The organism is Trinickia camelliae (assembly GCF_053525655.1).
Genome location: NZ_JBCHAA010000002.1, coordinates 262,499 through 282,737, shown reverse-complemented (window position 1 = coordinate 282,737; position 20,239 = coordinate 262,499). Strand labels below are relative to the sequence as shown.

Sequence of the window (20,239 nt, the reverse complement as noted above, 5' to 3'; positions counted from 1 at the left end):
GCCAGTTTTGCCATGCGTCCATGGAGAAATGCGCATGAAGACAGATTCGCAGACCGCCGGTTTTGCAGCGAGCGGCATCCCGCGGCCGGGATGGCGGCGCTTCTGCGGTGGCGTGGCGGTTGCGATCGCCGTCTCGGTCGCGGGCTGCACGGCAGGCCCCGACTATCGCAAGCCCGAGGTGCAGATCCCTCAAGGCTTCAAGGAAGGCGTCGACTGGCAGCGCGCCGAGGTCAATCCGGCGGCGTCGCTATCCAGCACCTGGTGGCAGATGTATCAGGACGCGACGCTCGATGACCTCGTCGACCGCTCGTTGAAAGCCAATCAGTCGATTGTGGCCGCCGAGGCCGCCTACCGCGTCGCGCTCGCGACGGTTGAGGCCAACACCGCGAGCCTCTTTCCGGTCGTGACGGGCAGCCTTTCGGGCTCGCGCACCGGCGTCGGCCCGGGCGTGACCCAGGTGCCCGGCGGTTCGTCGTCCGTGGCGGGGTCGGGTGGGCGCGTGGTCAACAGCACGAGCGCGCTGGTCTCGGCGAGCTGGGAGCTCGACCTGTGGGGCTCGATTCGCCGCGAGATCGAATCCGCGAAGGAGAGTGCGCAGGCAAGCGATGCGCAGCTGGCGGGCGAGCGGCTCTCGATCGAAGCGAGCGTGGTCCTCGACTATTTCGCGCTTCGGCAGGGCGATTACGACATCCAGTCGCTGACGAGGCAGCAGGAGATCGACAGCCGGATCTTCGACATGACCCAGGCCTCGTATCGTGAAGGCGCGGCATCGAGCGATCAGGTGCTCGTGGCCCAGGATAATCTCGAAGCCGTGGTGGCCGCGCTGCAGACCACCAAGATAGCCCGCGAGCAGGACGAGCACGCGTTGGCCGTGCTGGCCGGCGTGCCGCCGGCGAACTTTGAAATCGCGCCGGACCCGGATCACGCCTTCGTGATTCCGGATGTGCCGCTCGGGCTGCCCTCGGAACTGCTCGAGCGGCGCTATGACGTGGTGAGCGCCGAACGCACGGCCGCGTCCGCGAATGCCAGGATTGGCGTGGCCGAGGCGGCGTTCTTTCCGAGCGTGACGCTGTCGGCGGAAGGCGGTTTCCAGCACAACACGCTGGCGCATCTCTTCTCGCTGCCGAACCGGTTCTGGACGCTCGGCCCCGATATCGCCGAGACCATTTTCGATGCCGGCGCGCGCACCGCCGCGGTGAGGCAGGCCCGCGCGACCTATGACGAGGACGTGGCGACCTATCGCAACACCGTGCTCACCGCCTTCAGCAGCGTGGAGGACAGCCTGTCGTCGGTCAACCATCTGCGCGTCCAGGAAGCGTCATTCGCCAACATCCTTCGCCGCAACCAGCAGCTCTTTTCGAGCATGCAGGCGCAGCGCGACTTTGGCGCAGCGAGCGAACAAGACCTCCTCACGCAGGAACTCACGCTGGTCGAGGCGCAGCAGAGCCTGCGCGACACGCAGTCGGTGTTGGCCCAGAGCAGCGTCACGCTCGTCAAGAACCTCGGCGGCGGTTGGCAATGGGACGAGAACAAGGCCGCAGCGGCAGCAGGCCATCCGCTGTCGTCGACGGCGTATTCGACGATTGATTCGCAGGCGCGCCAACAGGACGCTGGATCGCCTCCCAACTGAAGGCGCTTCTGACTGGAGTCTCCACTTCATGAAGTCACTTTCAAATCGCGTGTCGGTGCTGTGTCTGAGCCTCATCGCTCTCGCAGCTTGCTCGAAAAACAAGCCGGCTGCGCCGCCCCCGCCAAAGGTGGCCGTGACGACGGCTCACGTGCAAAACGTACCGTTGACGCGGCAGTTCGTCGGACGTCTTTCGCCCTATTACAGCGCCAACGTGACCGCGCGCGTGTCGGGCGTGCTGGTGAAACGCGTCTATGCCGAGGGCAGCGAAGTCAAGCAAGGCCAGGTGCTGTTCGAGATCGATCCGGTGTACTACAAGGCCCAGCTCGATAACGACATCGCCCAGCTGGCGCAGGACCAGGCTACCTACGTCAACAACCACGCCACCGCGGTGCGTAACCGCAAGCTGCTGCCGATCGGCTCGGTGTCGCAGCAGACGGTCGACAATTCCGACGCGGCCGAGCGCAGCGCGGCCGCCAAGCTGAAGGCGGATCAGGCGCTGATCGAGAGCGCGCGCATCAACCTTGGCTACACCCGCGTGACCGCCCCGATCAGCGGCATTGCCGGGCAGCAGCTCGTGACGGCGGGCGCGCTGGTCGGCAACAGCACGACCGACACCGGGTCGAGCAGCACGCTGCTGACCACTGTCCAGCAGGTCGACCCGGTCTATGTCAACTTCACGATCAGCGCCGCCGACCTGATCACGTTGCGGCAATCCCAGGGCAACGGGGTCGATCTCGCGCAGCAAAGCTCGATGACCGTCCAGGTGAGCCTGCCCAACGGCACGCCCTACGACCACACCGGCAAGCTCGACTTCTCGGATCCGGCTGTGAACGCGACGACGGGCACCGTCAACCTGCGCGCGCTAGTAGCCAATCCGCAGCACCTGCTGCTGCCCGGCATGTATGTGACGTTGATTGCCCGCCTAGGCCAGCAAAACAACGTCATCCTGATCCCGCAACAGGCTCTGCTGCGCGATACCGAGGGGCCGTATGTGCTGGCGGTCGGGCCGGACAACAAGGTGGCGCGCAAGGACGTCGAGACGAACGCCAGCCTCGGCACTGACTGGATCGTCACGAAGGGCCTTGCCGAGGGCGACCGCGTGGTCGTCACGGGCGTGCAGAGCGTGCATGAGGGGAGCGAGGTCTCCGCGACCCCATGGCAGCCGGCCGGTCAACCCTTGGCGGCGGCATCCGGCAGCCAGCCGGCCAGCGCGGCGCAATAGGAGCATTCCATGCCGAGTTTCTTCATTGAACGGCCGATATTTGCCTGGGTGGTCGCCATTTTGATCTCGCTGTTCGGCATCATCTCCATGCGCAGCATGGGGATCGATTCGTACCCCGACATCGCGCCGCCGCAGGTGACGATCACCTCGACCTTCCCGGGTGCGAGCGCTCCAACGATGGAATCGACGGTGACCCAGGTCATCGAGCAGCAGCTCACCGGCATCGACAACCTGCTGTACTTCAGCTCGAATTCGAGCTCCAACGGCCAGAGCGTCATTACGCTCACCTTTGCGACCGGCACCAACCCTGACATTGCGCAGGTGCAAGTGCAGAACAAGGTTCAGATCGCCCAGCCGTTGCTGCCCTCGCAGGTGCAGCAACTGGGCGTGGTGGTCGCGAAGTCGAGCCCCGACATCCTGTTGTTCATCGCGCTGCGCTCGAATAGACCGGGCGTCGACGCGGCACGGCTTTCGGACATCCTCGCGTCCCAGATCCAGCCGGTGATCGGGCGTATCACCGGCGTCGGCAACACCACGCTGCTCGGTTCCGAATACGCGGTGCGCATCTGGATCGACCCTGACAAGCTGCAGGGTTACGGACTCTCGACGACCCAGGTGCTCAACGCGGTGAATGCGCAGAATGCGCAGTTCGCGGCCGGTTCGCTCGGCGCGGATCCGGCGGTGAAGGGGCAGGTCTTCACGGCGACGGTTTCCGGCGACTCGCTGTTCTCTTCGCTGCAGCAGTTCCGCGACATCATCCTGCTGTCGAACAGCAACGGCACGACGGTCCGGCTCTCGGACGTCGCGCGCATCAGTTTCGGCGCGCAGACCAATGGCCTGGCGCCGGTCTACGACGGCAAGGCCGCCGGTGGTATGGCGGTTTACCTGCTGCCTGGCGCCAACGCGCTCAAGGTGGCCAATGCCGTCAAGTCCGCGATGGCGGACCTCGCGCATGACCTGCCATATGGCGTGACGTGGGACATTCCGTATGACACCACGCCGTTCATCACGGCTTCCATCACCGACGTGGTCAAGACACTGGTTGAAGCCGTCATACTGGTGTTCTTCGTGATGCTGATCTTCCTGCAGAACATCCGGGCCACGATCATCCCGACCCTCGTGATTCCGGTTGCGCTGCTCGGCACGTTCATCGGGCTTGCGGCGCTGAATTTCACGCTGAACCAGCTGACGCTCTTCGGGATGGTGCTCGCGATCGGGATCGTCGTGGACGACGCGATCGTGGTGATCGAGAACGTCGAGCGGATCATGAGCGAGGAGCATACGGAGCCGAGAGCGGCCACGCGCAAGGCCATGGCGCAGATCACAGGCGCCATCATCGCGATTACGGTCGTGCTGTCCGCCGTGTTCGTGCCGTCCGCGCTGCAGCCTGGCGCAACCGGCATCATCTACGCGCAGTTCGCGCTGACCATCGCCGTCTCGATGGTGTTCTCCGCGTTTCTCGCGATGTCGTTCACGCCGTCGCTCTGCGCGGCGTTCCTGAGGCCGGTTCACGCGCACGAGAAGGGTGTGATTTTTCGCTGGTTCGACCGCGGCTTCGACCGGATGTCGCACAGCTATTTTGGACACGTCGGACGGGCGGTGCGCCATGCGCCCCGCTGGATGATGGCCTTCGTGCTCGTGGTCGTGCTGACCGGCTTCCTCTACACGAAACTGCCGACGGGCTTCGTGCCCGACGAAGACCAGGGCTTCATGCTGGCGCTCGTGAACCTGCCGCCGGGCTCGACGCTGCAGAGCACGAACCGCGTGATGTCCGAAGTGCGTGAGAAGCTGCTGCATAGCGATATCGGCAAGGATATCTACGGCATATTCCAGCCGGAAGGCTTCAGCTTCGTCGGCACGAGCGAGAACGTCGGCATGTCGTTCATCAAGCTGGTCGATTGGAGCAAGCGCGGGCGAACGGCGATGCAGCTGATTCCCCAGGCCAACCAGATTCTGCACAGCATTCCCGACGCGCAATTGTTCGTCGTCAATCTGCCGACGATCCGCGGGCTGAGTCAGTTCGGCGGCGTCGATATGTACCTGCAGGCGCGCGCCGGCCAGTCGCGCGCGGAGCTCGGCCAAGCCGAGGCGACGCTGCTCGCGGACGCCGGCAAGAGCAACGTGCTGTTCGGCATCCGGCCGAATTCGCTGCCGAACGCGCCGCAACTGCAGATCGCGGTGGATCGCCCGCAGGCGCAGTCGATGGGGCTGTCGCTGACGGACGTCTACGACACCATCAAAATGGAACTGGCGCCGTTCTTCGTGAACCAGTTCACCTACGGCGGCCGCGTGAAGAAGGTGTTCATCCAGGCGGATGCGCCTTACCGGATGGGCCTCGACGCGTTTCAGCACCTCTACACGCCGGCCGGCATCACCAACGCCGCGTCGGGGACAACGAGCACGGCCGGGCTGGTGACCAACACGAGCGGGTATCTGACGCCGGTCGACCCGTCGGTGGCCAATCCGTCGATCAGCCCGTACGACATGGTGCCGCTTTCGAGCGTCGTCAAGACCAGCTGGTACAACGGCCCGACCGTGCTGCCGCGCTTCAACGGCTATTCCGCCATCGAAATCGTCGGCAACTCGGCACCCGGCTATTCGACGGGCCAGGCGATGCAGACGCTGCAGGGCCTCGTCAATGAAAAACTGCCGCGGGGATTCGACGCGGACTGGACCGGGCAGTCCTATCAGGAAATCCTGGCGGGAAGCTCGGCGACGACGCTCATGGCGCTTTCGATCCTCGTGGTCTTTCTGTGTCTGGCCGCGCTCTATGAGAGCTGGTCCATTCCGGCGGCGGTGCTGCTCGTGGTCCCGCTCGGGATGCTCGGCATGCTGGCGTTCTGTCTGTGGCGCGATGTGCCCAACGATATCTACTTCAAGATCGGGCTCGTCACGGTCATCGGCCTGGCCGCGAAGAACGCGATTCTGATCGTCGAATTCGCGGTCGAAGGGCAGGCGAACGGGATGACGCTCTACGATGCGGTCACGACTGCGGCACGCCTGCGCTTGCGTCCGATCCTGATGACTTCGATGGCCTTTATTCTGGGTGTGTTCCCGCTCGTGATCTCGACAGGGGCCGGTTCTTCGTCGCGGCACGAGATCGGCACTGGCGTGATCGGCGGGATGCTCTTCGCGACGTTCTTCGGGCTGTTGCTGATTCCGGTGTTCTACGTGACGGTGCGGCGGCTGCTCGGTGACAAGCTCGAAGAGCCCACGCACAAGCTGAAGCATCACCATGGCGGGGCAACGGCAGCGCATGCGCGCCCGCACGAGGATGGTGGCGATATCGGTGGATATCGGTGAGCGCGTTTACGCCGCCTAAGAAAATCCCTACAAAAAATTCCGTCCTTCCTGAATTCGCGTTAAGCCGTTAGCCGTTGTGCGCGAAAGCGGCTTGAAGGATGATCCATGCGTTAATCATCGCTTCTTCCACTGCCGTCGAAGCGGTCCTTTCATTCACCGGCAATGCCGCTTTACCTGCCGCCTATTACGCGACGTTGCTGGAACAAACGAATGTCCTGCTGACAGCCCTCGAAACGGCGGGTGCCGCGTAGCGATCCATCGCTTTCCGTGGATGAACCTCTTTCTCTCGGATTCCGGTTTCCTGGGCCGGAATCTTCTGGCGCCGTGCTTGCACGGCGCCTTTTTTATGTCACTCCGCTCCGGCGCGCTGAACCCGGTTGCGTCCCGCGCGCTTGGCGGCGTAAAGCGCGGCGTCCGCCGCGCTGACCAGTTCGTCGGGGCTCGTCAGCGTGCCATGTTCGTGAGTGGCGCAACCCGCGCTGACGGTCACGCAGCCAAGCTGCGTCGGCGCGCCCAGGCCCAGCAGCACCACCGCTTGCCGCGCCCGCTCGGCGATGGTCAAGGCGGCCTGTGCGTCCGTATCGGGCAACACGAGCGCAAATTCCTCGCCGCCATAGCGCGCCACGAAATCGGACGGGCGGCGCACGGCGCCGGCCAGTGCGTTCGCCACTGCTTTCAGGCAGGCATCGCCTTGAAGATGTCCGAATTCATCGTTGTAGGGCTTGAAGTTGTCGACGTCGAACATGACGAGCGATAGCGGCGCCACATTGCGTTTCGCGCGCTCGAACTCCTTGCGTAATTGGTCGTTGAAGTAAGTACGGTTGTAAATGCGAGTCAGCGCATCGAGCACCGAGCTTTGCAGCAGCGACGCGTACGCATCGGACATCCGCCGGTACAGCACCGTCACTTCCCATACCAGCACGCAAACCAGGATGCCCGGAGCCAGCATGCTGAACACGCGCCCGATGTACCAGCCGACCGTGAAGCGGTCTGCACTGAGCAGATTGAGGCAGGTGTCGATGAAGCACGTGAGCACCGCGATCGCGAGCCATAGGTCGAGCAGCGAGCGCAGCCGGCCCGTCGACAGCACGACGACGATCGCGACGATATTGAGCAGCAGGATGACGAGCGCCGTGTGATCGCTGGAGAGGCTGCCGGCGTCGGCCGCGGGGTTCAGTGCTTGCGGCAGTTGCAGATGGATCGCGAGTGCCCCGAGCGCGACGGCAATCGCCACCGGGCCGCCGATCAGCGCCCAGGCCCACGAATTGACGTGCGCGGGATTGACGGGCCGCTGTTTGACGCGCTCGCGGATCAAGGCCGCCACCATCACGAGCAGCGGAAAGCCGCCGTGCCAGAACACCCAGATCCACCCGGAACTGTGCGGCCCCGCTCCGAAGAGGCCGGCAGGCGTGATGACGCCGGGAAACGTCAGCAGCTGCAAGGCCACGGCCACCGCCGTGTAAGCGTAGGCCCCGCCGAGCGCGCAGAGCATCAATTGACGCGTCGCCGCAAAACGGGCGTTGAGGAGATAGGCGGCGATGCATGCGGTGGTGAACACCGTGAGCGCGCACATCGGCAGGAACGGGGCGACGGGCGGCAGCGCAACGTGTGCGCGCGGCGCGGCGATCGCCAGCGTGAGCAGGATGATGAGCGCGAAGACGCCGGCCACCGCGGCCTGTTTGCGCGTGGCGCGCTGTATCAGCAAGTCTTCCATCCCACGTGTCCCGGTTGTAGTCGTGCTGCCTTTGCTGTCGGCGAGCAATGAGGCTTTTGTTGCGGTCATTCCCGAGTTTGTTATTTGCGCCTACAGACTGCTTATTGTCCTACATATCGAACCGCAATTGATTGTGGTTTGTACTGTATAAGCGCGTACGCTTTGTCTAGTGGTTCGAGTGCGGACTGAGCGCCCGCCCGTCCGTTGCTAGAGCCCTCCTTCGCGAAGGGGCGCCTGCGGCGGCGCGCGCGCTGGCATATCATGTCCGCTTCCTCAAGCTGACCGCCCACAAGGCAATCGACATGACCGAGTCCAGCAACCCGCTGCTGCAAGATTGGCAAACCCCCTACCAGTTGCCGCCGTTTGCGCAAATCCAACCCGAACACTTCATCCCCGCCTTCACGACGCTGTTCGCCGAGCATCTCGACGAAATCGATGCGTTGGCAACCAATTCCGCGCCGCCCACGTTCGACAACACGGTCGCCGCGTTCGATGCCGCCGGCGCGCGCCTCCAACGTGTGCAACTGGTCTTCGAAAACCTGTGCTCGTCGGAGTCGCCGCCCGAACTGCAGGCGGTCGAGCGCGAAATGGCGCCGCTGCTGGCCGCGCACGCGAGCCAGGTATCGATGCACGCGGGCTTCTTTGCAAGGCTCGATACCGTTCACCGGCAAGCCGCCGCGTTATCGTTGAGCGAAGAGCAGCAGCGCTTGGTCGATCGTCTGCATACCGATTTCGTGCGTACGGGCGCGACGCTGAAAGGCGCCGCGCGCGAGCGCTTTGCAGCGATCGCGGAGCGTCTCGCGAATCTGCAAACGCAGTTCGCGCAAAACGTGCTCGCCGACGAATCGAGCTACCAGTTGCCCCTGAAAACCGAGGCCGACCTCGCGGGCCTGCCCGAATTCCTGCGCGAGGCTGCGAAGAGCGCCGCGCAGGAGCGCGGCGTCGACGGCCACGTGATCACGCTGTCGCGCTCGCTGGTGCTGCCGTTTCTCACGTGGTCCACGCGCCGCGATCTGCGCGAGGCCGCGTGGCGCGCGTGGACCGGCCGCGGCGAAACGCCGGAGCGCGACAACCGTCCGCTCGCGCGCGAAATCCTGGCGCTGCGTCACGAGCAGGCCCAATTACTCGGCTACGTCAGCTACGCCGACTACGCGCTCGTGAACCGGATGGCGGGCAAGCCGTCTGCCGTCTATGACTTGTTCCGGCAGGTATGGGAGCCCGCCAAGGCCAGCGTGCGCGAGGAGCGCAAGGCGCTGGCCGAGCAAGCCGCCACGCTTGGCGAACCCACCGATATCGAACCGTGGGATTGGTACTACCTCGCCGAAAAAGTCCGCGCCGAACGCTATGCCCTCGACGATGCGCAGGTGAAGCCGTATTTCAGCCTCGACGCGATGATCGGCGCTATGTTCGATTGCGCGGGCCGCTTGTTCGGCCTGCAGTTCGTCGAGCAGACCGGCGTGCCGCTCTATCACCCGGATGTGAGAGTGTGGGAAGTGCGCCGCGACGGCGAACTGGCGGGCATCTTCCTCGGCGACAACTATGCGCGGCCCAACAAGCAGGGCGGCGCGTGGATGAGTGTCTATCGCCATCAGTCGAAGAACGGCCGCCAGTCGATTCCGATCGTGGTGAACAACAACAATTTCTCGCGCGGCGGCGATGGCCCGACACTCCTGAGTTTCGAGGACGTCCGCACGCTGTTCCATGAATTCGGCCATGGCTTGCACGGCTTGTTGTCGGACGTGAGTTACGGGCGTTTGTCGGGCACGCAAGTGCCGTGGGATTACGTCGAGCTGCCATCGCAATTGATGGAAAACTGGGCGACGGTGCCGGAAGTGCTCGCCAAGCACGCGCGTCACGTGAAGACGGGCGAGCCGATTCCTGCTGCGCTGATCGAGCGCATCCGCGCGGCGCAGACCTTCAATCAGGGTTTCAATACGGTCGCGTACACGTCGTCTGCGCTGATCGATATGGCGCTGCACTTGCAGGAAAACCCCGCCGGTATCGATATCGCCGTGTTCGAAGCGGAAGAGCGCGAGCGCCTCGGCGTGCCGCGCGAAGTCGGCATGCGCCACCGCCTGCCGCATTTCGGGCATGTGTTCAGCGGCTCGCAGTATGCGGCGGGCTACTACGTCTACATGTGGGCGGAAGTGCTGGAGGCCGAGGCGTTCGATGCGTTCGAGGAAGCCGGCAACGCGTTCGATCCGGCGTTGGCCGAGAAGCTGCATCGCTACATCTACAGCGCGGGCGACAGCCGCGAAGAGCGCGCGGCGTTTCGCGCGTTCCGCGGACGCGATCCGCAAGCGGCGCCGATGTTGAGGAAGCGGGGGTTGCTGGCGGGTTGAGGTTTGCGCGGTAGGCCGAGCGAGCCGGGCAAGCGGAAAGCAATCGATGAAGCGGGCACTGCGGTGCCCGCTTTTTTTATCGCCGATCGCTTTGGCTGCAGATCGCCTGCCAAAGCCCATCGACCCCCGCCTGTCGGTTGCCCGCCGCCTTATACGCGCAGACCGAAACCTCGACATCCCATTTCCCGTCGCCGAGCGCGACGAGGTCCCATCCTCGGTCCGATTCGAACGAGCTGTCGGCGAGCCAGGCGACGCCGAGACCGCTCGACGCCAAATCGCCGAGCACGTCCGACATTTCCGCTTCGAACACGCGGACCCCCGCGATCTTTTCCGACGCTTGCTCCATGGCGATATCGACGACGCGCGCGAAATACACGGTCGGCGAGTACATGAGCAGCGGCAGCGGCTGCGCCTGCGTGCCGGGCATGCGCAGGCGGCCGCTTTCGACTTCCGCGCGCGCCGCATAGGGCCGCACGACCTCGGTGCCCAGCTTCACCTGTTCGTAGCGGGCCTCGTCGATACGGATCGGATGCTGCGCCTGCTGAAAGCAGATCAAGAGATCGACCGTGCCCGACATCAATGCCGACACCGTGTCGTGCACGTTGCCGAGTTCGAGGCTGCAGGTCAGCGGTTGACCGCTCGACCAGCGCTTCCACCACGCGGGAAGCCGCGTCGTCGCCAGCGCATAGGGCAACGCGATGCGGACGTGATTGCGCGTGTGGGCCGCGCCGAGTTCCGCTTTGGCGTCCGCGAGCTTGGCCGTCACCTCGGCGGCGGTTTGGCGGAATCGCTCGCCGGCATCGGTCAGCGTGGTGGGGAACGCGTTGCGCTCGACGAGCTTCGCGCCGAGCCATTGTTCGAGACCCTGGATGCGCCGGCTGAACGCGGCTTGCGACAGATTGCGGATCTCGGCGGCTTTGGTGAAGTTGCGCACCTCGGCGAGCGTGAGGAAGTCCTGAAACCACCGGGTGTCCATCTGAGGCTCCGTGAGCGAAAGGTGTTTGGCGTAGGGCGTCATGCAAGAAACGCAGCACGCGATGCGTTTGGCGCATGAGCCGCGGATGCGAATTCAACATTGGACGCTGCGGCGCAGAGATTGATAACGTCGTTGCACCCGCATCGACGATGCATTTTCCAACAGGACATGGGCCCATGAAACACGATCTTCGCGCCGCTGCAAAGGAATTCCTGGTCCGCTACGGCGGCGACACGTTTCCGAATCTGTTCCGTTCGGCCAGGGGCGCGATCGTGGTCGACGACACCGGCCGCGAGATTCTCGACTTCACATCGGGCCAGATGTGCGCCACGATCGGCCACAACCATCCGGCGATCGTGGCGGCCGTCAATCGCGCGGGGCAGGAAGCGTTCCACCTGTTCAGCGGGATGATTCCCGAAGTCGTGGCCGAGCTGGCCGAGCGCCTTGCTCGGGAGTGGATGAACAGTCCGTTGAAGAAATCGATCTTCGTCAACACGGGGGCCGAAAGCAACGAGGTCGCGCTGCGCATGGCGAAGATGTTCACCGGCGGCTACGAGGTGCTCGCGGTGGGCGGCTCGTGGCATGGCGTGACGGGCGGCGCGAGCAGCGTCTCGTTCGCGAGCGACCGCAAGGGCTATGGCGTGCCGCCGCCGGGCGTGTTCGTGATGCCGGAGCCGAACGAATATCGTCCGTATATCAAGGGGCTTTCGGGCGAAGCATCGGCGCTTGCGTGCCTGGAACTGGGCCTCAAGATGTTCGACATGGCGTCGACCGGGCGCGGCGCCGCGATCATCGTCGAGCCGATCATCAGCGCGGGCGGCGTGCTGGTGCCGCCGAAATCGTACATGCAGGCGCTACGCCGCGCGGCCGACGAGCGCGGCATGCTGCTCATCTTCGACGAGGCGCAAACCGCGTTCGGACGCATCGGCCATCGGACGGCTTCGGATTTTTTCGGCGTCGTGCCGGACATCATGAGCGTGTCGAAGACGATGGGCGGCGGCTTGCCGCTTGCCGCCACGATCACCACCGAGAAGATCGAAGCGGACGTCCACGAAAAGGGCTTCACGTACTACACGAGCCACGTATCCGATCCGCTGCCGGCGCGTGTCGGGCTCGCCGTGCTCGATACGATCGTGAAAGAGGATCTGATCGCTCGCGCACGCTCGACGGGCGCTTATCTGCGCAACCGCTTGCTTGAATTACAAGCGCGCTATGAAGTGATCGGCGACGTGCGCGGCGAAGGCATGCTGCTTGGCGTCGAACTCGTGAAGGACCGCGAATCGCGGCTTCCTCATCACGCGTTGGGCGCGCTCACCACGCAGCGGTGCTTCGAATTGGGCCTGAGCATGAATATTCGGCGGCGGCCCGAGCGCGGATCGGTCTGGCGCATCGCGCCGCCGCTTACGGTATCGCACGACGAAATCGATCGCGGGATTTCGATTCTCGATCAGGCGTTGCGCGAAAGTTTGGACCGCCTCGCGGCTTAAGTGCGCGGCCGCTTGGGCGCGATGCATCGCACGGTGAGCGGCGTGTGTTCAGTCGGCAGATCGGGCGCAGCGGATGTTTCGATGCCGCCCGCCTCGACGCGTGACGACGTGCTGATCGGATAGCCGCGCCGCCGCCACGCATCGAGATCGCCCTTGACGGTGCGGATGCGCGTGAACCCTTTCTCGCGCATCTTGCGGCCGATCTCGTCGGCGGTGGCGTGATCCGGGCAGACGCAGTAGACCACGGCGTCGTCGGCGGCGAGCGCCTCGTCCACGTTGTCCGCGCAAGCCGGATCGAGCGGCGTCGCGCGCGGAATGCGATGCGCCGCGTGGCTTCGAATCGGCTCGGGACGCGCATCGAGCACGACAGGCGATGGCGATGGCGACGGCGCGGCGTGCGCCCACTGCGCCTCCATCGCATGCGCGGCGCGCCGCAACCGCACGAGCATCCGGCGCATGCGCCAGCGTTGCATCAGGCGCAGCACGAAGTAGCTCCCGAGGATGGCGGCGACCACGTCGATGAGCGTGGCGCCATGGCCTCTGACGACGCTCAGCAACAGGTGCAATTCCTTTTGCACGACCACGCCGCCGAGCAGCCAGCACGCCGCCCACGTCGTGGCGCTCACCACGTCCCAGGCCACGAAGATGCGCGTATCGACGCGCGTCGTGCCCATCAGCGGCGGGGTAATGAACGCGAGACCGGGGACGAATTTCGACACGGCCGTGATCGACACGCCGAAGCGCTCGAACAACGAGCGCGCCGCGCGCACGGTGACGCCAATGTACGGAGACAGCCGCGCGATGGCCTCGAACACGCGCTCACCGTAGCGGCGGCCCGCGGCGAACCACACGCCGTCGCCGATGAGCGCGCCGAGTACCGCGCAAAGCAGCACGGGCCAGAACGACAGCGTGTGGCTCGCGATCGCCGTGCCCGCCAGCACGAGTATCGGCACGGCCGGGATCGGAACGCCGAGCCGGGCCAACAGAACGTTCAGGAAGACGACCCCGGCGCCCCAGCTTGCAATCATCTCAGGAGGAATTGGATGCATGTGCTTCGATTCCCGTTACTTCATGTTCGCCATGGCAAGCTACTGCCGCAGGTCCGACGATAACAAATTGACGGGCACGCCGTTGCAGCCCGTATCTTTCGAGACTTCGAGCGCGCGCCATGCCGCCGGCTGGCCGGACTCGGCGATGAGCGGCTCCATGCGCTTGTCGGGACGCAAGATGTTGAACGGCCACGACGGCCGCAGCAAGCGCTCGTGCACGAGCGAGCCGAGCCAGATCGGCGCCGGCGGATTGCCGTCGTGCCGTTCGACTGCATAGTCGGTCGGCCAGAAGCGCAGCACGTCGCGCTCGTCGCGCGTGGCGTGCGAACGGGTGAAGACGAGCGTCGACGGTATGCCGTTGTTGAGCTTCGGCAGCACCGGCAGAGACATCGCCGAGACATCGGGCGAGACGAGCGAGAGCAGGCTGCGCGTCGTCAGGCGCGTGCCTTCGATCCAACCGCGGCTCTCCAATTGCGCCGCGAGCTGCGAGGGATCGCTCGCCCATTGCACGGTGATGGGTTCGCGCCGGTCGCCGACCATGTCGGAGCGATAACACGGAAAGGTCTTCCAGACCGAGTCGGCCCATTTCGCTTCGGTGACGGCGATCGGCACGCTCGGCGGCGTTTCGGACGCGGCGTTGCCCGACACGCTGCCGCTCGCCTGCCACGCGACGCTCAAGCCAATCATCGCGAGGAATACGGCGGGCATGTGCGGCCGGCTCGGTGGCGAATCGGGATGTCTCCAGACGGCGAATACTCCCGCGATCGCCACCCAGATGACCGCGAACGCCGCGCCGCCGAGCGCGTCCGACAGGGCGAAGCGGCCCAGATAGAGACCCGCGAACGCGACGGCGACGATGATGCCCGTCGAGACGACGTTCACCGCGACGCCCTGGATGCGGCCGACGCGGCGCGTGAGCAAAAAGGCCAGAAAGCCGTAGATCGTGACCGTCGCGGCGACGTGATTGCTCGGGAACGTGTAGACGTCGGAGCCGGCGTGTCCGGGCGCCACGCGCAGCACGCTCAACTGGATCACGATGATCAGCATCTGCGAGAACACGACCGCAGTCAGCCAGTATGCGATGGTGCGCCAGCGGCGCTCATAGGCCATCAAGAGCGTGGTGGTCGCGACGAGCGTCGCGAGCGTCGGCACGGCGCCGAGCGTGGCGAGAACGGAGAAGACCGCATCGGCCCACGGCGAGCGGATCGACTGCAAATAGCGGTACGCGGACAGATCGACTTGCACGAGCGGCGCGCCGCTCATCACGCCCGCGAACACGGTGAAGAAAATCGCGGCGGCCAGCACGACGAGCACGGTGAGCGCGAACAGCGATCCCATGACGGGGCGGGCCGGGTCGAACAGCCGCATCACATTGCAGCCGAGCTTGCCTTCGTGTCGACGCGCCCACTGCGTCAGCGCTGCGCGCGATGCATTCGCCCAGTTTCGCGCGTGGTCGAGCACGACGCGCACCACCTGCACGCTGACCCACAGCGCGGCCGCGAGAATCGCAATGACGGTCACGAGACGGAACGACACCGCGCCCGCGAGTTCGATCGATGCGCCGAACACGACGCCCGGCAGGATATGCGCGAGCGCCCACAGCAGCGCCGACACCACATTCATCGTGTAAAAGCGCGCGGGGGTCATGCCGAGCATGCCCGCGACGACCGGCACGATGGCCCGCAGCGGAGCGAAAAAGCGCGCGGTGACGACGCTCAAGGCGCCGTGCTTGGCGAAGTATTGACGGCCGCCTTCGAGGATGGCCGGATGCGTGCTGAACGGCCAACGGCCCGCGATGGAGTCCCGGTAGCGATGGCCGATCCAATAGCTGATGCCGTCGCCACAGACGGCGCCGGCGATCGCGCTGAGGAAGAGCCAGCCGAGATTCAGCGCGCCCGTGCCCACGAGCGCGCCAGCGATGAACAGGATCGTGCTGCCGGGGACGAACGTGCCGACGACGGCGAGCGCTTCGAGAAACGCCGCGAGGAAGACGACGGTCAGCGCCCAGCCTGCGTGCTCCGCGAGCGCGTGCAAGAGTTGGGCGTACGCATGCTCCATCTGGGTCTCCGGCGGGTGGGGGGCGCTCGGGTGGGGTGGGCTGGATACTGCGGCAGGTCAACCAGCGATCCGGTTGACCGCCGACTTCCATAGCGTATCCGGATTTCGCGGTTGGTGAATGGTGCGGCGATCTGCCGGGAGCGTTGACTCACGCATCGATGTGGACTAACATGGACTAAGTCCACTAGGAGCAGTTATGCAAACGGTCAATATTCATGAAGCGAAGACCCAGTTTTCGCGCTTGGTCGATGCGGCGGCTAACGGCGAGGAAATTGTGATTGCCAAGGCCGGCAAACCGGCCGCGCGACTGGTGCCGATGGAACGGCCCAAGGTTGTGCGCCGCTTCGGCGGTCTGAAAGGCAAGGTTCGCATTGCGGATGACTTCGATGCGCCGCTGCCCGATGACGTGATCGCTGCATTCGAGGGCCGTTGATGCGCTTGCTACTCGATACACACGTCTTCCTTTGGTCGGTCACCGATGACCGCAAGCTGACCAAAGCCGCACGCAAGCTGATACTCGATGCCGACGAAGTTTTCATCAGTAGCGCGAGCATATGGGAAGCATCGATCAAGGCGGGTCTTGGCAAGCTCGAGGTCGACGTGAATCTTCTCGTGTCCGAGATCGAAGCCAGCGGCTATTCGGAATTGCCGGTGCGGGCGGTTCACGCCGCGCTGGTCCGCGATCTGCCCGACATTCACCGCGACCCGTTCGACCGGATTCTCGTCGCGCAGGCGCTATCGGAGCCGCTACGTTTGATGACGTCGGACGGGCACCTGTCGAAATACACCGATCTGGTTATCACCGTATAAGGCAGGCCCGCCCAACGGGCCTCGCGCGAGCTTTGGCGCGTACCTGCATGCTATTCTTTGCGCACGTGTTTACTGACGGAACGATCATGGGAACGAGATACGAGCAGGACGTAGTGGCGTGGGCGAGCGAGCAAGCCGCCCTGCTGCGCGCCGGCAAGTTGTCGGCCATCGACGTCGAGCATATCGCCGAGGAGATCGAGGACGTGGGCAAGAGCGAGCAGCGCGAATTGGCGAGCCGGATGTCGGTTCTATTGGCTCATCTGCTGAAATGGCAGTTTCAACCCTCGCGTCGCAGCAAGAGCTGGCAGTTCACGATCCGCACTCAACGCAAGGAAGTGGCCTACGTGCTGAACGAAGCACCGAGCCTTCGTGGCAAGTTCGGCGATGCCGCTTGGCTCGATATCGTTTGGTCGAAAGCGCGCAGTTTGGCGAGCAATGAAACCGGGCTCGACTTGGACGTGTTCCCGGAGGTCTTGCCCTGGGCCGGGGATGACGTGCTCTCCCAAGAGTTTCATCCTGATTGATAGAACAGCCGCGAGCCCGGCTCACGCAATAGAGCCTCGGCTTGCTGCGGCTACTCCCCCACCCAATCTCCCCGCAGATCGCTCTCCTGCAGCAACTCCAGCAACGTCCCCGCCGGACGGCTGAGCCGCTTGGCCGCCAGGCAGATGAATTCGACATCGGGCAGCGAAGGCAGGCTCGATATGTTCACCGGCGGCGTCAAACCGCGCGCCGCAAGGTATTGGGAACGCACCGTCACGCCGAGCCCGCCGCGCGCGGCAGCGACACACCCCGCATAGCTGCTGCTCGTGCACACCACTTGCCAGCGCACGCCTTTTTCCGCGAGCGCATCGAGCACCACGGCGCGCGTGACGCTCGGCTCGGCAACGAGAATGAGCGGCAGCGGCTGAGTGAGATCGACGAGCGTGCCCGCTTTCGCCAGCCAGTCCAGCCGCGATGTGAAGAGCGGTACGCCGCGCCGGCCGCCCATGCGCCGCTTGCCCACCATCAGATCGATCGAGCCCGCATCGAGCAGCTCGTAGAGCTTGCCCGTCATCGCGATCGTGATTTCGAGCTCGACATCGGGATGCGCGTTGCGAAACGCGGCCAGCACGGCGGGCAGGGGACCGAGCGCGACGTCGTCCGACGAGCCGAGCCGCACGCGGCCCTTCAGCCGCGGCCCGCGAAACTGCGATTCCGCGCGCGCCATCGCCTGCAGGATCACGCTCGCATGCGCGAGCATCGCTTCGCCGTCGGGCGTCATCGCGATCGAATGGGTGTCGCGCACGAAGAGCCGCCGGCCGACGCTGTCTTCGAGCCGCCGAATATGTTCGCTCACGCTCGACTGCGTGAGGCCGAGCTGCCGCCCGGCCTCGGTGAAGCTGTGACAGGCCGCGACGGTCGCGAAAGTCTTGAGCCAGATGGGATTGAGCATGCGCCATTGTCATCGGCAAATCCGATGACAGTCAACGCCGTTAGTGGGGTTCCCGATTGACCAGGTAGTTAATATCATTAAGGCTGTTGAAAGAAACGCCCGTCATGAACAAGGATTCCTCACAAACCGCGCTACTGTGGATCGTCGCCACCGGCTTCTTCATGCAAGCCCTCGACACGACGATCGTCAACACCGCGCTTCCTTCCATCGCGCAGAGCCTGCACGAATCGCCGCTGGCGATGCAGCCGATCGTCGTTGCCTACACGCTCACGATGGCGCTCCTCACGCCGGCCTCGGGCTGGCTCGCCGACCGCTTCGGCACGCGCCGCGTCTACTTCGCCGCCATCCTGATCTTCGTGCTCGGTTCGATCTGCTGCTCGAGCGCGCATTCGCTGAACCAGCTCGTGATTGCGCGCGTGCTGCAGGGCATCGGCGGCTCGATGCTGCTGCCGATCGGGCGGCTCGCGGTGCTGCGCAGCGTGACGAGCGAGCAGTACGTGTCGGCGCTCGCGTTCGTTTCGGTTGCGGGGCAGGTGGGGCCGATCGTCGGGCCGACGCTTGGCGGCTGGTTCGCCGAGGCGATCTCGTGGCACTGGATCTTCCTCATCAATGTGCCGATCGGCGCGATCGGGCTCGCGGCCGTGCATCGCTATCTGCCGCGCGACACGTCGGGCACGGCGCCGCCGTTCGACATCGTCGGCTGCGCGTTGCTGTCGCTCGCGATGATCGCGTTTTCGCTCGCCACCGACGCCCCTGTGCACACGCATCGCGCCGCGTGGTCCGCCGGGCTCTTCGCGGTTGGCCTCAGCGCGGCGCTCGCGTACATCCCCTATGCGAAGCGCCGCCAGAATCCGCTCTTTCGGCTTGCGCTCTTTAGCGAACCGAATTTCAGCGTGGGCCTGATCGGCAATCTCGTGTGCCGCATCGGTTCGAGCGCGGTGCCGTTCCTGCTGCCGCTCTTGATGCAGCTGCAGCTCGGCTTCACGCCGTTGCATTCGGGTCTGATGATGTTGCCTGCCGCGCTCGCGGGCACCGTCGCCAAGCGCTGGATCGCGCCGCTCATCAAGCGCTATGGGTACGACACGTTCTTGCTCGTCAATACGCTCATCGTCGGCGGGGCCATCGTCGCGTTTGCGCTGATCTCGAAGGGCACGCCGCTAGCCGTCGAGATCGCCGTGCTCGCCGTGTTCGGCGCCGCGAACTCGATGCAGTTCGCCGCGATGAACAGCGTGACGTTGAAGGGCTTGTCGCGTGCGGACGCGGGTAGCGGCAACAGCCTGTTCTCGATGGTGCAGATGCTCGCGATGGGGCTGGGCGTATCGATCGGCGGCGGCCTCGTCAACGTGTTCTCCGCGCAGTTGGACTCGGCCGCGATGGGGTTTCGACTCAGCTTCGTTTGCGTCGGCGTGATCACGCTGCTTTCGGCGCTGGTGTTCCGGCGGCTCGAAAACGAGCCCGCTCCGGCGCGAGTCATCCGCCGGGCGCCGCAGGGCGCGGGGCGCTGATCCGAAGGACGCCATTGAAATTGGCGCGAACGTGATCTAATTTCTGGGCATGTCCGCATCGTCGACGCTTGCAAGCGCTGGCGATGCGTTCGCTTTTTGATCGAGTTTTGACCCTCATCGATTTCAGCGATCTGCCCAACTCTATGCGCCTTCACAAAGCCGTCCTGCTGTCTACGCTGGCCTGCCTTGCAGCGCCGGCGTTCAACGCTTCCGGCGAGGAGTCTGCAATGTCCTTGACCTTGACTTCTTCCTTCGAACCGAGTGGCTCAATCCCCACGCGCCACACCTGCCAGGGCGCCGACGTATCGCCGCCGCTCGCATGGGCTGGCGTGCCGTCCCATGCGAAGAGCCTCGCGCTGATCATCGACGACCCCGATGCTCCGGACCCGTCCGCGCCCCAGATGGTCTGGGTGCACTGGGTGCTCTACAACATTCCGCCGAGTGCGAGCTCGCTGCAGGAAAACGCCGGGAGCGCGGGCGGCGCGACGTTGCCGGCGGGCGCGCGGCGGGGCGTGAATGATTTTCAGCACGCTCAATACAACGGACCGTGTCCGCCGGTTGGCCGCCACCGCTATTTCGTGAAGCTCTATGCGCTCGATACCGTGCTGCCCGATCTCGGCAAGCCTGATAAGGCCGCGCTTGAAACCGCGATGAAGGGGCACGTCCTCGCGCATGGCGAGCTGGTCGGCACTTATCAAAAGCACTGAA

The 20,239-nt window shown here is 64.8% G+C and carries 16 protein-coding genes; 11 read left to right on the top strand and 5 right to left on the bottom strand.

From position 1 onward, the window contains the following. Positions 1–34 precede the first annotated feature (34 nt). The 4 genes from AAHK20_RS04705 to AAHK20_RS04690 all read left to right on the top strand — a co-directional run bounded on the left by AAHK20_RS04705 (position 35) and on the right by AAHK20_RS04690 (position 6,406). Positions 35–1,630: an efflux transporter outer membrane subunit gene (locus AAHK20_RS04705; RefSeq protein WP_449180281.1), complete on the top strand. Its 1,596-nt coding sequence runs from the start codon at positions 35–37 to the stop codon at positions 1,628–1,630. Positions 1,631–1,658: 28 nt separating this feature from the next. Beyond that, positions 1,659–2,852: an efflux RND transporter periplasmic adaptor subunit gene (locus AAHK20_RS04700; RefSeq protein WP_449180280.1), complete on the top strand. Its 1,194-nt coding sequence runs from the start codon at positions 1,659–1,661 to the stop codon at positions 2,850–2,852. Positions 2,853–2,861: 9 nt separating this feature from the next. Continuing rightward, positions 2,862–6,155: an efflux RND transporter permease subunit gene (locus tag AAHK20_RS04695; RefSeq protein ID WP_449180279.1), complete on the top strand. Its 3,294-nt coding sequence runs from the start codon at positions 2,862–2,864 to the stop codon at positions 6,153–6,155. A 98-nt stretch (positions 6,156–6,253) separates the two neighbouring features. Continuing rightward, positions 6,254–6,406, top strand: coding sequence for a hypothetical protein (locus AAHK20_RS04690; RefSeq protein ID WP_449180278.1), 153 nt, complete (start codon positions 6,254–6,256; stop codon positions 6,404–6,406). 98 nt (positions 6,407–6,504) lie between these two features. On the opposite strand, the gene AAHK20_RS04685 is transcribed toward AAHK20_RS04690, so the two are convergent. After that, complete coding sequence (locus AAHK20_RS04685) at positions 6,505–7,869, bottom strand: sensor domain-containing diguanylate cyclase (RefSeq protein WP_449180277.1); 1,365 nt, start codon at positions 7,867–7,869, stop codon at positions 6,505–6,507. Positions 7,870–8,171: 302 nt separating this feature from the next. On the opposite strand from AAHK20_RS04685, the gene AAHK20_RS04680 reads away from it, so the two are divergent. After that, the gene (locus AAHK20_RS04680; protein ID WP_449180276.1) at positions 8,172–10,211 is read left to right on the top strand and encodes a M3 family metallopeptidase; all 2,040 of its coding nucleotides are present in this window, start codon (positions 8,172–8,174) and stop codon (positions 10,209–10,211) included. Between the two features lie 76 nt (positions 10,212–10,287). Here AAHK20_RS04680 and AAHK20_RS04675 read toward each other — a convergent pair whose 3' ends face one another. Next, complete coding sequence (locus tag AAHK20_RS04675) at positions 10,288–11,187, bottom strand: LysR family transcriptional regulator (RefSeq protein WP_449180275.1); 900 nt, start codon at positions 11,185–11,187, stop codon at positions 10,288–10,290. A 176-nt stretch (positions 11,188–11,363) separates the two neighbouring features. Between AAHK20_RS04675 and AAHK20_RS04670 the strand changes: the two genes are divergently transcribed. After that, positions 11,364–12,674: an aspartate aminotransferase family protein gene (locus tag AAHK20_RS04670; RefSeq protein ID WP_449180274.1), complete on the top strand. Its 1,311-nt coding sequence runs from the start codon at positions 11,364–11,366 to the stop codon at positions 12,672–12,674. Here AAHK20_RS04670 and AAHK20_RS04665 read toward each other — a convergent pair. Together AAHK20_RS04665 and AAHK20_RS04660 are read right to left on the bottom strand one after the other, a co-directional pair. After that, on the bottom strand, positions 12,671–13,723 hold the full coding sequence (locus AAHK20_RS04665; protein ID WP_449180273.1) for a VTT domain-containing protein: 1,053 nt from the start codon (positions 13,721–13,723) through the stop codon (positions 12,671–12,673). The two genes, AAHK20_RS04670 and AAHK20_RS04665, sit on opposite strands and share 4 nt — an antisense overlap. A gap of 39 nt (positions 13,724–13,762) precedes the next feature. Continuing rightward, positions 13,763–15,781 carry a bifunctional DedA family/phosphatase PAP2 family protein gene (locus AAHK20_RS04660; protein ID WP_449180272.1) on the bottom strand — a complete coding sequence of 673 codons (2,019 nt, stop codon included), beginning with the start codon at positions 15,779–15,781 and terminating at the stop codon, positions 13,763–13,765. Positions 15,782–15,977: 196 nt separating this feature from the next. Here AAHK20_RS04660 and AAHK20_RS04655 point away from each other — a divergent pair, with 196 nt between their 5' ends. From AAHK20_RS04655 to AAHK20_RS04645, 3 genes are all read left to right on the top strand, one after another. Next, positions 15,978–16,214: a type II toxin-antitoxin system Phd/YefM family antitoxin gene (locus AAHK20_RS04655; protein WP_449180271.1), complete on the top strand. Its 237-nt coding sequence runs from the start codon at positions 15,978–15,980 to the stop codon at positions 16,212–16,214. Then, positions 16,214–16,591, top strand: coding sequence for a type II toxin-antitoxin system VapC family toxin (locus AAHK20_RS04650; protein ID WP_449180270.1), 378 nt, complete (start codon positions 16,214–16,216; stop codon positions 16,589–16,591). Before AAHK20_RS04655 ends, AAHK20_RS04650 begins: the two co-directional genes overlap by 1 nt. 86 nt (positions 16,592–16,677) lie before the next feature. Continuing rightward, positions 16,678–17,115: a DUF29 domain-containing protein gene (locus tag AAHK20_RS04645; RefSeq protein ID WP_449180269.1), complete on the top strand. Its 438-nt coding sequence runs from the start codon at positions 16,678–16,680 to the stop codon at positions 17,113–17,115. Positions 17,116–17,165: 50 nt separating this feature from the next. On the opposite strand, the gene AAHK20_RS04640 is transcribed toward AAHK20_RS04645, so the two are convergent. After that, the gene (locus tag AAHK20_RS04640) at positions 17,166–18,026 is read right to left on the bottom strand and encodes a LysR family transcriptional regulator (protein WP_449180268.1); all 861 of its coding nucleotides are present in this window, start codon (positions 18,024–18,026) and stop codon (positions 17,166–17,168) included. Positions 18,027–18,130: 104 nt separating this feature from the next. Between AAHK20_RS04640 and mdtD the strand changes: the two genes are divergently transcribed. Further along, complete coding sequence (mdtD, locus tag AAHK20_RS04635; RefSeq protein ID WP_449180267.1) at positions 18,131–19,531, top strand: multidrug transporter subunit MdtD; 1,401 nt, start codon at positions 18,131–18,133, stop codon at positions 19,529–19,531. A 227-nt stretch (positions 19,532–19,758) separates the two neighbouring features. Then, entirely contained in the window at positions 19,759–20,238 is a 480-nt protein-coding gene (locus AAHK20_RS04630; protein WP_449180266.1) for a YbhB/YbcL family Raf kinase inhibitor-like protein, read from the top strand. Position 20,239 lies beyond the last annotated feature (1 nt).

Coding starts and splice junctions, on each gene's coding strand:
- AAHK20_RS04705 (WP_449180281.1), top strand. CDS start 35: ATGAAGACAGATTCGCAGACCGCCGGTTTTGCAGCGAGCGGCATCCCG.
- AAHK20_RS04700 (WP_449180280.1), top strand. CDS start 1,659: ATGAAGTCACTTTCAAATCGCGTGTCGGTGCTGTGTCTGAGCCTCATC.
- AAHK20_RS04695 (WP_449180279.1), top strand. CDS start 2,862: ATGCCGAGTTTCTTCATTGAACGGCCGATATTTGCCTGGGTGGTCGCC.
- AAHK20_RS04690 (WP_449180278.1), top strand. CDS start 6,254: ATGATCCATGCGTTAATCATCGCTTCTTCCACTGCCGTCGAAGCGGTC.
- AAHK20_RS04685 (WP_449180277.1), bottom strand. CDS start 7,869: ATGGAAGACTTGCTGATACAGCGCGCCACGCGCAAACAGGCCGCGGTG.
- AAHK20_RS04680 (WP_449180276.1), top strand. CDS start 8,172: ATGACCGAGTCCAGCAACCCGCTGCTGCAAGATTGGCAAACCCCCTAC.
- AAHK20_RS04675 (WP_449180275.1), bottom strand. CDS start 11,187: ATGGACACCCGGTGGTTTCAGGACTTCCTCACGCTCGCCGAGGTGCGC.
- AAHK20_RS04670 (WP_449180274.1), top strand. CDS start 11,364: ATGAAACACGATCTTCGCGCCGCTGCAAAGGAATTCCTGGTCCGCTAC.
- AAHK20_RS04665 (WP_449180273.1), bottom strand. CDS start 13,723: ATGCATCCAATTCCTCCTGAGATGATTGCAAGCTGGGGCGCCGGGGTC.
- AAHK20_RS04660 (WP_449180272.1), bottom strand. CDS start 15,781: ATGGAGCATGCGTACGCCCAACTCTTGCACGCGCTCGCGGAGCACGCA.
- AAHK20_RS04655 (WP_449180271.1), top strand. CDS start 15,978: ATGCAAACGGTCAATATTCATGAAGCGAAGACCCAGTTTTCGCGCTTG.
- AAHK20_RS04650 (WP_449180270.1), top strand. CDS start 16,214: ATGCGCTTGCTACTCGATACACACGTCTTCCTTTGGTCGGTCACCGAT.
- AAHK20_RS04645 (WP_449180269.1), top strand. CDS start 16,678: ATGGGAACGAGATACGAGCAGGACGTAGTGGCGTGGGCGAGCGAGCAA.
- AAHK20_RS04640 (WP_449180268.1), bottom strand. CDS start 18,026: ATGCTCAATCCCATCTGGCTCAAGACTTTCGCGACCGTCGCGGCCTGT.
- mdtD (WP_449180267.1), top strand. CDS start 18,131: ATGAACAAGGATTCCTCACAAACCGCGCTACTGTGGATCGTCGCCACC.
- AAHK20_RS04630 (WP_449180266.1), top strand. CDS start 19,759: ATGTCCTTGACCTTGACTTCTTCCTTCGAACCGAGTGGCTCAATCCCC.